The organism is uncultured Marinobacter sp. (genome assembly GCF_963974375.1).
Lineage (GTDB): Bacteria > Pseudomonadota > Gammaproteobacteria > Pseudomonadales > Oleiphilaceae > Marinobacter.
On record NZ_CAXBDN010000124.1, the window covers coordinates 1 to 11816 of the forward strand.

General features: G+C 58.0%; 12 protein-coding genes. 5 read left to right on the plus strand and 7 right to left on the minus strand.

Annotation, left to right across the window (positions count from 1 at the left end; all coding sequences use genetic code 11):
* The 5 genes from hemL to AAC035_RS11730 all read right to left on the minus strand — a co-directional run.
* On the minus strand, nt 1-1067 hold a 1067-nt coding region (hemL, locus tag AAC035_RS11710), incomplete at its 3' end, for a glutamate-1-semialdehyde 2,1-aminomutase (protein ID WP_339804233.1).
* Nucleotides 1068-1070: 3 nt separating this feature from the next.
* Entirely contained in the window at nt 1071-1769 is a 699-nt protein-coding gene (gene thiE / locus AAC035_RS11715; RefSeq protein WP_339804236.1) for a thiamine phosphate synthase, read from the minus strand.
* A complete protein-coding gene (locus AAC035_RS11720) occupies nt 1766-2545 on the minus strand; it encodes a hydroxymethylpyrimidine/phosphomethylpyrimidine kinase (protein WP_339804267.1) in 780 nt (259 codons plus the stop codon). Before AAC035_RS11720 ends, thiE begins: the two co-directional genes overlap by 4 nt.
* A 38-nt stretch (nt 2546-2583) precedes the next feature.
* Nucleotides 2584-3006, minus strand: a complete 423-nt coding sequence (gene hemJ, locus AAC035_RS11725; protein ID WP_339804239.1) for a protoporphyrinogen oxidase HemJ — start codon at nt 3004-3006, stop codon at nt 2584-2586.
* Nucleotides 3007-3009: 3 nt separating this feature from the next.
* Nucleotides 3010-4794, minus strand: coding sequence for a chloride channel protein (locus AAC035_RS11730; protein ID WP_339804242.1), 1785 nt, complete (start codon nt 4792-4794; stop codon nt 3010-3012).
* A 193-nt stretch (nt 4795-4987) separates the two neighbouring features.
* Here AAC035_RS11730 and argC point away from each other — a divergent pair, with 193 nt between their 5' ends.
* Genes argC through erpA form a run of 4 tightly spaced genes read left to right on the plus strand, consistent with a single transcriptional unit; the run spans nt 4988 to nt 7673 of the window.
* Nucleotides 4988-6025, plus strand: coding sequence for an N-acetyl-gamma-glutamyl-phosphate reductase (gene argC, locus AAC035_RS11735; RefSeq protein WP_339804244.1), 1038 nt, complete (start codon nt 4988-4990; stop codon nt 6023-6025).
* A complete protein-coding gene (locus AAC035_RS11740; protein WP_339804247.1) occupies nt 6025-6747 on the plus strand; it encodes a DUF6776 family protein in 723 nt (240 codons plus the stop codon). The genes argC and AAC035_RS11740 overlap by 1 nt, the downstream gene beginning before the upstream one ends.
* Nucleotides 6723-7259 (plus strand): polymer-forming cytoskeletal protein, encoded by a 537-nt coding sequence (locus AAC035_RS11745; protein ID WP_339804251.1) that lies wholly within the window; start codon nt 6723-6725, stop codon nt 7257-7259. The genes AAC035_RS11740 and AAC035_RS11745 overlap by 25 nt, the downstream gene beginning before the upstream one ends.
* Nucleotides 7260-7319: 60 nt before the next feature.
* Complete coding sequence (gene erpA, locus AAC035_RS11750) at nt 7320-7673, plus strand: iron-sulfur cluster insertion protein ErpA (RefSeq protein WP_339804254.1); 354 nt, start codon at nt 7320-7322, stop codon at nt 7671-7673.
* A 30-nt stretch (nt 7674-7703) separates the two neighbouring features.
* Here erpA and AAC035_RS11755 read toward each other — a convergent pair whose 3' ends face one another.
* Together AAC035_RS11755 and AAC035_RS11760 are read right to left on the minus strand one after the other, a co-directional pair.
* Nucleotides 7704-8825, minus strand: a complete 1122-nt coding sequence (locus AAC035_RS11755) for an anhydro-N-acetylmuramic acid kinase (protein WP_339804257.1) — start codon at nt 8823-8825, stop codon at nt 7704-7706.
* A gap of 5 nt (nt 8826-8830) precedes the next feature.
* Nucleotides 8831-10231 (minus strand): peptidoglycan DD-metalloendopeptidase family protein, encoded by a 1401-nt coding sequence (locus tag AAC035_RS11760; protein ID WP_339804261.1) that lies wholly within the window; start codon nt 10229-10231, stop codon nt 8831-8833.
* 301 nt (nt 10232-10532) lie between these two features.
* Between AAC035_RS11760 and tyrS the strand changes: the two genes are divergently transcribed.
* A complete protein-coding gene (tyrS, locus tag AAC035_RS11765; protein ID WP_339804264.1) occupies nt 10533-11735 on the plus strand; it encodes a tyrosine--tRNA ligase in 1203 nt (400 codons plus the stop codon).
* Nucleotides 11736-11816 lie beyond the last annotated feature (81 nt).

An 11816-nucleotide genomic window follows, 5' to 3' on the forward strand; every position in this document is an offset into this window, starting at 1 on the left:
CCAAACATGGCACCGGCACTTTGCACCGCCAGTGGTATACCGGTCTTGTCAGCGGCGGCTTTCAGGCCATCCCGGACCCGGTTGGTTTTCTCGGTCAGGCGGTCATGGAAGCCCGGCTCGGAAATCAGGTTCAGGGTAGTCAGGCCGGCGGTCATGGCCAACGGGTTGCCCGACAGGGTACCGGCCTGGTAGACCGGGCCCAGCGGTGCGATATGTTCCATGATGGCCCGCTTACCGCCAAAGGCGCCTACCGGCAGCCCGCCACCGATGACCTTGCCGAGGCAGGTCAGGTCCGGTGTGATGCCATAGAAGCCCTGAGCACCCCCCAGGGAGACCCGGAATCCGGTCATCACTTCGTCAAAAATCAGTACCGTGCCGTGCTCGTCGCAGACCTCACGCAGTCCCTCCAGGAAGCCTGGTACCGGTGGAATGCAGTTCATATTGCCGGCCACCGGTTCGACTATGATGGCCGCGATCTGGTCACCGATTTCCCGGAAAGTTTCCCGCACGCCCTCGATGTCGTTGTAATCCAGAGTCAGCGTGTGCTGGGCGAGGCTGGCGGGAATGCCCGGTGAGTTGGGTACCCCGAGAGTGAGGGCGCCAGAACCGGCTTTCACCAGCAATGAATCCACATGGCCGTGGTAGCAACCTTCAAACTTGACGATCTTGTCACGGCCGGTATAGCCCCTGGCCAGACGAACCGCACTCATGGTGGCTTCGGTGCCGGAGTTGACCATGCGCACCAGATCAATCGAGGGCACCAGTTCGCACACTTTCTTGGCCATTTCGGTTTCAATGGCCGTGGGCGCTCCGTAGCCGAGGCCCAGGTCGATCTGGGTGTGCAGCGCCTGCAGAATGCGTGGGTCCGAGTGCCCGAGAATCATCGGACCCCAGGAGCCGATATAGTCGATGTAACGGCGGTCATCTTCGTCGTACAGGTAGGCACCTTTGGCATGTTTGAAAAACAGCGGCGTGCCACCGACGCCCCGGAAGGCTCGGACCGGGGAGTTGACGCCTCCGGGGATATATTTTTGCGCCTGTTCAAACAGGGTTTCGGAGTGGGTCATGGGTCAGGACTCCTGAGAATTGGATGGTGAATCTGAAGAAAGCGAATAAAAGGAGTGGTGTTCTGCAAACAGGTTTCGGAATGCTTCCGCCTGCGCGCGGACAGACTGTGGTGGCCCCCCGAACAGGCCGCCCACCACAGCCAGCATATCGGCACCGCTCTGGATCAGCGCCTTGCCGTTGTCCAGCGTGACCCCGCCAATGGCGGTGACGGGTAGCCCGAACTGCCAGGCGTCCGTCAGAATGGTGGCGTCAGCGGCGGGCGCCCCGGGCTTGGTGGTGGAGTGGTAAAAGCGGCCAAAGGCCAGATAATCGGCACCCGCAGCAGAGGCCGCCCGGGCCAGTTCAGGACTGGCATGGCAGGTTACCCCGATGATGGCGCCTTCTCCGAGCAACGCCCGGGCGTCCGGAACCGAGCCGTCATCCTGGCCGAGATGCACGCCGGCCGCTCCGCATCGTTTCGCCAGGTCGGCGTCGTCGTTGATGATCAGCGGAACGCCGGCGTCCCGGCATAGATCCACCAGACTGAACGCCCGGCGCAGACGGTCGCTGGCCGTGGCGGTTTTGTCCCGATACTGGACCAGCACGGCGCCACCTTCGAGAGCGGCCTGTACACCCGGTATCAACAGCGGCTCCGGTAGCAAGTGACTGTCGGTGAGGGCGTAGAGGCCGGGCTTGAGGCCTTTGCAAAAACGAGTCGTCATGATCGTGGCGGCAGCATGCTGCGATCCGGAACGGGCTGTCCCTTACCTACCCGTAACGCTTGCTCAACCGCCCGCGCCACATAAATCTGGGCCTGCTCTATCGCCGCCTCGGCAGACAGGCCGGCGCCACGGCCTGCGGCAATGGCGGCAGCGAGAGTGCAGCCGGTGCCATGGTACTCGGTGCCCGCAGGACCTTCCCCGGTGCGCTCTACCTGCCACTCGATTGCCTGCTGGCCCGCCCGGTAAAGGGTATTGATGATCATCGGGCCGTTACCATGGCCCCCGGTGGCTAGTACCGAGCGACAACCATCGTCCAACAGACGGCTGGCGGCCTCCTGAGGGTCGTCGCTCTCGCCCAGCATGGCCAGTTCGATGCCATTGGGGGTGATCATCCCGGCCCTGGGAAACAGCGCCGATTTCATTCTTGCCAGTAATGCCTGGTCCGCCAGGTCACCGCCTCCGGCGGCCTTGATGACCGGATCAACAATCAGTGGCAGGTCCGGATGGCGATCAACAAACTCACAGAGTACGTCTACCACCTCGGCGTTACCCAGGGCTCCGGTCTTGATTGCATGGATCGCACAATCATCCGCCAGCCGGTCCAGTTGCTGGCGGATAATACCGGCATCCACCGGGACGGCATTGTAGACGTTGCGGGTATCCTGGACGGTCAGGCAGCTGAGCACTGGCAGCGGATGACAGCCCAGTGCGGTAACCGCCTGAATGTCGGCCTGCAGGCCGGCCCCCCCGGAGGGGTCGAGTCCGGAAAGGATCAGAATCTGGGGTCGGGTGTTGAGTTTGATGTCTCGGCTCCTCAGAAGGGTTTGACCACTGCAAGAATCACCACGATCACCAGTACGAAGACCGGCAACTCGTTAAACCAGCGGTAAAACACATGGCTTCGGGTGTTCCGGTCGTCGCGAAAGACCTTTACCAGATGCCCGCAGTAAAAATGGTAGACAATCAGCAAGGCCACCAGAGCCAGTTTGGCGTGCATCCAGCCCATGCTCATGTAGCCGGTCACATTGTAGCTGATTAGCCACACCCCAAACACAACGGTGGCGATCATGGACGGGGTGGTGATGCCCCGGTACAGCTTTCGTTCCATGATCTTGAAACGGTCCCGACCGGGCTCGTCGTCACAGGCGGCATGATACACAAACAGCCGCGGCAGATAGAAAATGCCGGCGAACCAGCACACCATGGAAATAATATGCAGGGCTTTTATCCAAAGCATGGGTCAGCTCCGTCGGTATTGGTAATAGCTTTCGATATCGGTGGGCAGCACCACACCGTAAATACGCTGAATCATCGGCGCAACGTGACGTTGTACGTAAAGGGCTTCTGCCTGGGTGTTGTCGAATTGATCCAGCGCTTCCTCAAGGGTTGCCTGGTACTGAATCGGCGCCAGATCCCGTCGGTTGGCCGGAATTTCCATCAGGTCGATCAGGTCTTCGGCATGCTGATCCGGAGTATGCAGTTGTGCCTGTTCATTGAGGTGTTCCAGGTATCGTGCCAGATCGACTGATGGAAGCAACGCTGTGGGGCCGCTGGCGCCCTCAACGATGAGCCACTTCGGTTCGGTGCGCAGCAGCTGGCGGGCATCATCCAGACTGATTTCCCGATCGGTCCGTGAAATGCTGCGGTCCATAATGGCGCCCACGGCCACTCTGCGCAGGGCCTGGATCACCGGCGAGTTCTGGTAGCTCATGCCCTGGTTATTCAGGATGGTCACGAACAGCGACTGTTTGCCAAACACCTCGCTGGTAATCAGTGACGCGGTGGTGATGATCAGCATCCCCGGCAGAATGATGTTGGGGTTACGGGTCAGTTCGAGCAGCGCCATCAGGGCAGCGAGGGGTGCCTGCAAAACTGCACCCATCATTGCGCCCATGCCCAGCATGGCATAGAAGCCTACAGAGGACGTCATCTCCGGCGCCATGGCCGCGCCGATCAGACCCATGGCGCCGCCCAGGGTTGCTCCCATAAACAGAGTGGGGCCAATAACCCCGCTGGGCATTCCCAGCCCCAGGGTTACCGCGGTAATGAACAATTTGGCGACCCCCACGCTTATCAGGATCCAGAATGTCAGCTCGCCATGAATGGTCAGATTGACCGTGTCATAACCAATACCCATGACTTCCGGAACGAAGATCGCAAAGGGCACCATCAGCAGCCCGGCGACGGCAAGCCGCAGCCATATTGGCCTGCCTTTCTGCACATTACTGGTGTAGGACAGCAGGTGAATGAAGGCGGCTGCCGCAACCCCGATAATCACCGCAATGGCAATGATCCAGGGGATTTCCATCAGCGAATTCATGGTGAGCGCAGGCACCGAGAAGGCGGGCTCACCGCCGTAGACGATCTGGGTAACAATGGCCGCGCTGACCGCAGACAGAATTATGGGCGTGAAACCGGCAATGGTGTATTCCATCATCACCACTTCCATCGCAAAAATCACACCGGCGATGGGGGTGTTGAACGATGCGGAAATTGCGGCGGCGCAGCCACAGGCAACGAGAGTCCGGATGCTGTTATTGGGCAGTCGCATCCATTGACCCATCAGGCTGGAAAAGGCAGCGCCCAGGTGCACGGCAGGTCCCTCCCGCCCGGCGGACTGGCCGGTTACGACGGTGGCGACACCCGTTACGAACTGCACCAGCGCGCTGCGCAGTGAGATGTAACCCTGATGGTAGTTCAGCCGTTCCATGACATGAACGACGCCAACCTTGCGGTCGTGAATTGCGAGCCGGTGGAGAAAAATGCCGAGCACAATGGCGCCGGTCAGCGGCAGAACTCCACGGGTGATGGGCGCCAAAGCCTCAAAGGCCTCCGCGTCGCCCTCTGGTAAAAAATAGCCAAGGGGCAGCTCAATGGCGAAGCGGAAGAGAAGGATAACGGCGCCGGTAAACAGACCGGAGAGTAGCCCGAGTATGGCCAGTTGCGGCAGTGCATCGACCCCGGACAACCGACGGCGAAAAACTGGAATGACATTGTCCGTCAGGTGCTGCCTGAATTTTTGCATTGCGCCGATGGTCCGGTAATGGATTTCCGGCCCGGGAACTGCGGGGCCTGGATGAGTATCTGCATTGTAACGGGCGAGCTTCTGCCTGCAATAAGGCAATGATTTATCATGATAGACTAATGGGCTGTACAAGGCCCGAACTGACGGGCTGTTCGCATATTTGAAAACCCATGGCAGTGTTAAGGAGAGTTCGGTGATTAAAGCAGGTATTGTCGGCGGCACAGGGTATACCGGAGTAGAGCTGCTTCGGCTGATGGCGACTCATCCCGGGGCGGAGGTGGTTAAGATTACTTCCCGGTCTGAAGCTGGCATGCCCGTGGCAGATCTGTATCCCAATTTGCGAGGTCACTACGATTTGGCATTTTCGGAGCCATCGGTAGATGAACTGGCCAGCTGTGACGTCGTGTTTTTTGCCACGCCCCATGGCGTAGCCATGCGGATGGCACCGGAACTGCTTGAGCGAGGGGTGAGGGTCGTGGATCTTTCTGCGGATTTCCGGATCAGCGATCTGGACGTCTGGGCGAAATGGTACGGGATGCCCCACGAGAGCGCTGTGTGGGCAGAGCGGGCGGTTTATGGCCTGCCGGAGGTGGCCCGTGATGCCATTCGTGATGCCCTGCTGGTGGCGAACCCCGGCTGTTACCCGACTGCAGTACAACTGGGGTTTTTGCCGTTGCTTGAGAATGGTCTGGTCAGTACCGGGCATTTGGTGGCCGATGCCAAGTCAGGGGCCAGTGGTGCCGGCCGGCAGGGCAGTGTCGGCATGCTTCACGGTGAGATTGGCGAAAGTTTCAAAGCCTACGGCGCGTCCGGGCACCGTCATCTGCCGGAAATCCGTCAGGGGCTTCAGGCCGCAGCTGCAGGTAAGGTGGGTATTACCTTTGTCCCCCATCTTGTTCCGATGATTCGCGGCATCGAGGCTACGCTCTATGCCGAGCTGAATGATCCGGCGGATTTTGAGCGGCTGCAGTCGCTGTATGAGGACCGCTACCGAAACGAACCGTTTGTCGATGTTATGCCTTTTGGCAGCCACCCGGAAACGCGCAGCGTAAAAGGTGAGAATACCTGCCGCATGGCGCTGCACCGGCAGGAAGACAGCTCCATTGTCATTGTGACATCCGTTATCGATAACCTGGTCAAGGGCGCAGCCGGGCAAGCCATCCAGAACATGAACATCATGTTCCGGCTGGATGAGCGTGCAGGCCTGAACGCACCGGCACTGCTGCCCTGATGTCCGGCCAGTTTGTTATTGTTCGCCGCCGCCGGGCGGATTGGTTCTGGCGGGTGTCGCTGGTGATTCTGATGACGCTGTTCGGCGTTGCGGCCGGCTATATGATCGGTCTGTCCGAGACTGGCTATGAAGTTGACGATATGGCCCAGACCCGTCAGTCCCTGGCCCGGGAATTGTCGACCGTTAAATCAGATTACGCTGAAGCCCGGCAGGCGCTGGTTCGTCTTGAGCGCAGTCAGGCTATTGATCAGCAGGCCCTGAAAGTCGCTAGAGAGAACATCACCGAGCTGGAGACGCGCATCATGGCACTGGAGGGTGACCTGACGTTCTACCGGAAAATCATGGCGCCTTCGGAGGTCCGCACCGGTCTGCAGGTGGATCAGCTCAGCCTCAAAGAGGTTCGCGGTGAGCGTCGCTATGGGTTCAGGTTCGTGCTTACGCAGATTGGCGACAACTCCAGTTTTATAGCAGGACATGTCGCGGTGAATCTGATCGGAGAGCAAAACGGTGAGCCGGCGGCCATACCACTGCGGGATGTGTCTGAGGACATTGAGGATCTGGGTATTCGCTTTCGCTTTCGTTACTTCCAGGATGTCGAGGGCGTCATGGTGTTGCCTGAGGACTTTACGCCCTTCGAGATAGAGGTCGTAGCTACAGCGGAGGGCGCCAAGGCATCCCGGGCCGAGAAAACGTTTGAATGGCTGCAACTGACGGAGAACTGATCATGTTCGGAAGCAAGAAAAACAAGCCCAGAAAGCCCTCGGGGAATTTTGATACCCTTATTTCTGCAAAGACCCGTGTGGATGGCCACATCGCATTTTCCGGCGGGCTCCATGTGGATGGAACAGTAAGCGGAAGCATCATTGCGGAAACCGGTTCGCAGGGCTTGTTCCGGTTGTCGGAAGCCGGTGAAGTGCTCGGAGATATCGTTGCCCCCCATGTCATCATAAACGGCAAGGTCACCGGAGACGTGTATGCTCTTGAGCATCTTGAGCTGGCCGAGAAGGCTGCGATTACCGGGAACGTCTATTACAAGCTGGTGCAAATGGCTGCGGGTGCCTCGGTAAATGGCAATATGGTGCATCATCTTGATCCGGCGTCATTGCCGCATCCGACCATTAAACGACTCGAGGGCCCGTCATCAGATGGGCTGGCGGACACCAGTGGTGCACCCGCTGAACAGGAAGAGTCGGCAGAACCTGCTGGTAATGAAGGGAAGTCAGAGAATAGTTGATTGATTTAGTCGGGAATACCATAATGGTGGTCCACACCCCAGATTCCCCGGGAGGCACAGTTGAGTGTAGTTCAGCAACAGGTACCCATTCCTCTGTTTTTCAGCGACAGTGCCGTTGCCAAGGTGCGGGAGCTGGTAGACGAGGAAGGCAATCCTGATCTCAAATTGCGCGTGTTTGTTACCGGTGGCGGTTGCTCCGGTTTCCAGTACGGCTTTTCCTTTGACGACAGTCAGGAAGACGACGACACCGTTATAGAGAAAAACGGCGTTGCGCTGCTGGTTGACCCGATGAGCTACCAGTATCTTGTCGGAGCAACCGTAGAGTACCTGGAAGGATTGCAGGGCTCGCAGTTTGTGGTCCAGAACCCTAACGCCACCGCGACCTGCGGTTGCGGCTCGTCGTTTTCAATCTGAATTTCGCAAGCCCCGGTGTTTCCGCGCTGATCAGCTTTGGTCGGCAGGGTTTCCCGGGTAGATCCCTCCCAGTATCCTTTCCTCTCTGGCCCCGGTAGCCAGTGTCGAGTTGCCGGTCAATCCCGCCAGGGTTCGGCGGGCCAGCCAGGCAAAAGCCGCGCCTTCAACCCAATCCGCCGGCAATCCCAGCGTGTCGGTGGAGCTTACGGACACATCCGGTAAAGCCGCCGCCAGTTGCTCCATGAAAAATGTATTGCGCGCGCCACCACCGCAGGCATAGACGGTCAAAGGCCTTATCTGCGGCAGTTGTTGACACACGGTCTGCAGGGTCAGTTCCAGAAGGGTTCGCTGGACATCCTTCGGGCGGATATCCGGGTAGCGTTTCAGGTGATTCTCGAGCCAGCGGAGATTAAACAGTTCTTTACCGGTGCTCTTGGGCGCAGGTAAATAGAAATAGGGCTCTGATAGCAGCGCTGATAGCAGGGTTTGGTCCACCCTTCCGGAACGGGCCCAGTTGCCATCCTCGTCAAAAGGGCAGCCCCGGTGTTTTTCACACCATGCATCCATGAGGCCGTTGGCGGGACCGGTATCGAAGCCCTGCATCGGATGTGTTGAGCCCGCAGGCAGCCAGGTGATGTTGGCAATTCCGCCCAGATTGAGCAGGCAACGATTCTCGGTCCCGGATGAAAAAACGGCCTGGTGGAAGGCCGGTGCCAGCGGTGCGCCCTGGCCACCCACTGCCATGTCACGACGGCGGAAATCGGCAATGGTGGTAATACCGGTCAGTTCCGCGATTCGGTTGGGGTCGGCAATCTGCAGGGTAAAGGGGTGGGGGCCTTCGGGTTGATGGCGAATGGTCTGTCCGTGAGACCCGATGGCACTAACCTGACCTGGTGCGATACCCGCCTGTTTCAGTAATTGCAGGGCAGCCTTGCCAAACAGAAGTCCGAGCTCGGTATCGCATTGGCCGACCTGGTCCGGAGTGCCGTTATTCTGGCTGAGAAGATAAAGTTTGCTATGAAGTTCGTCCGGGAGGGGTTCCGAATGTGTCGCGACCACCCTGGGGTGGTCGCTGTCGCTGTCGAACGCAGTCAGCACTGCGTCGATACCGTCCATGCTGGTGCCTGACATCAGGCCAATAAAATATTCCACAAAGGTCAGTCTTCGCTGGCCATCGCAATTTGACGATTGCTGTCTTCGTGGTTGTTGAGTTTTGCCAGCAGTTGTCCCGTTGTCGCCTGGAACCGGGCCAGTTCCTGCGGGGGAATCGGGTTCGCGTCTGGCATCTGTACTGTCCGGGAGTTTCGGGCAGCGCCGTTTACCCGGAACTCGTAATGAAGGTGTGGTCCGGTTGCCATGCCGGTGGCGCCAACGTGACCAACGGTTTCGCCCTGCTTGACCCGACTGCCATTCTTTATGCCATTGCCGAGGCGGCTCATGTGAGCGTAGAGCGTGGTGATATTGTCGCCATGCTGCAGGATGACGGTTCGGCCATAGCCTCCCTTCCAGCCTGCAAAAGAGACTCTGCCGTCGCCGGCAGCCTTGATCGGGGTGCCGGTAGGTGCTGCATAGTCGGTACCTTCATGGGGTCTGACCACGTCCAGAATCGGGTGCCTGCGCTGCAGATTGAATGGAGAGGAAACCCGGGCGTTGATAGGCGTGCGAAGGAAGGCCTTGCGCATATTCTTGCCGTCGGGTGTGTAGTAATCGTTGTCACCGTCGGAGTCTGTGTAATACAGCGCGACCATTTCCTCGCCCCGGTTCACGAAGCGGGCTGCCAGAATCTTGCCGGTGTCGATTTTCTCATCGTCCAGGTAGAGTTCTTCGTAAACGACTTCAAAGGAGTCTCCTTTACGGACGTCATAAACGAAGTCAATATCCCAGCCGAAAATGCCGGCCAGCTCCATGGTGGTCCGGTCAGTGAGCCCGGCATTCTTGCCGGCAAAATACAGGGAACCCTCAATTTCGCCAGACGCGAAGGCCGGGCGTACTTCCGGCACCCTCAATATGGTCTCGCCGTGGAATCCGTCCTCAGTGCGCTTGATAAGCAACGACTCGAGCCGGCTGCGCTCCAGGCGAACAGACTCGAGCTGGTTTTCTTCAGTGGTGACGGTGAATTCAATAGTCTCACCCGCGTATAGGCGCTGAAGCCTGGTCGCTTCGCCACCACCGTGAATTACCGAAAGCATCAGGCCATCATTAAAGCCAGCCTTGCGAAACAGCCCTGACAGGGTGTCGCCACTGGCGATCTTGAAACTGCTACGGGTGTATGCAGGCGCGGCGGGAGCGGTGGGCTCGGGGGGGGCTTCAGCCACTTCTGGTGGAAGCGCGGTCTGATCGTTTTCAGCGGGGGCTTCGCTGGCCTGGACTTCAGCCGTTTCCGGCCTGGCATCGGTGTCCGGCGTTACCGGCCTGGACTGTTCAGTGTTTGCCTCAAGCGGAATAACGATGCGCTTTGCTTCAACATCGGCGCTTGGGCTCAGTATCATGGCTGTGCCCACCACAACGCTGATGGTGACAGCAGCAACAAGGTGTGTTCTCGGGAAGGAATGTATCACGTTAACAGCCTGTTTTGTCCGCTACATCCGTAGCTTGTGTTATCTGATTCAAGTACAGGCTCAAGTATAGAGCAAGCCTGCCCGTATAAAAAGCGCTCAATTGTGTCGCTACAGTACGCCAGCGGCAGACATTCCCGTACTGCCTGATTATAATCCCCAGCCAAATTCGATCGGAACTGGCTGAATTCTGGCCAGCACTGAATGTATCAGGGTTTCAGGTTACTCTCAGCTATCTTTTGTTGAGCTCTGTAACTGTCATCTGAAATTTGCCCTGGTCCGCACAAAAACGGAGTTCTTAACTATGCCGTCTATTGACGAATCGTTGGCGATCATCAAGCGTGGAGTGGAGGAGCTGTTGCCGGAAGACGCTCTGATGGAAAAGCTGAAACTTGACCGGCCGTTGCGGATCAAGGCCGGCTTTGATCCGACTGCGCCTGATCTTCACCTCGGACATACTGTGCTGATCAACAAGCTTCGTCAGTTTCAGGACCTGGGGCACGAGGTGATTTTCCTCATTGGGGATTTTACCGGCATGATCGGCGATCCCACCGGTAAGAGTGCAACGCGACCTCCGTTGACGGAAGAGCAGGTTCGCCAGAATGCGATTACCTATAAAGAGCAGGTGTTCCGGATACTGGACCCGGAGAAGACCACCGTGGTTTTCAATTCCGAGTGGATGAGCAAGATGACTGCCGCCGACATGATTCGCCTGGCGGGTCAGTACACTGTGGCGCGGATGCTGGAGCGGGACGACTTCACCAAGCGCTATCGCGCCGAGCAGCCGATTGCCATCCATGAGTTCCTCTATCCGCTGGTGCAGGGGTACGACTCGGTTGCTCTGGAGGCCGATGTGGAGCTGGGCGGAACAGATCAGAAGTTCAATCTGCTGATGGGCAGGGTGCTGCAGAAGCATTACGGTCAAACGCCTCAGGTGATTCTCACCATGCCTATCCTGGAAGGACTGGATGGTGTGCAGAAGATGTCGAAGTCACTGGGTAACTATATAGGTGTGAGTGATGCGCCTGGCGAGATGTACACCAAGATCCTCTCTGTGCCCGATGATTTGTTGTGGCGCTATTTCGAACTGCTGAGCTTCCGGCCGATGGCGGAAGTGGACGAGTATCGCGCAGCGGTTGCGAAGGGTGCGAACCCTCAGGACTACAAAAAAATCCTCGCTGAAGAAATTATTACCCGGTTTCATACCGAAGAGGCTGCGGCGTCGGCCCACAAGTCGGCCGGCAATCAGGTGGCGCTGGGCGCCATACCTGAGAACGTGCCCGAAATTCCGGTTGCCCTCGCCGGCAGGACCGAGGTTCACCTTGTTTCTTTACTTAAGGAAGCGGGGCTCGCCGCAAATGGCAGGGCGGCTAAAGATGTGTTCGTCCGGGGCGCTGTCTATATAGATGGCAAGCAACAAGTGGACGAACGCACCTTTGTTGCGGGGGATGACGTGGTCATCCAGGCGGGAAAGAAGAAAATTGCCCGGATTCTGATCACGGAGTGAGCGATTTTAATAAAGTTATAACTTTCTCGAAAAAGGTCGTTGACAGGAAAGCTGATCACTGTAGAATGCGCCCCACTTCGA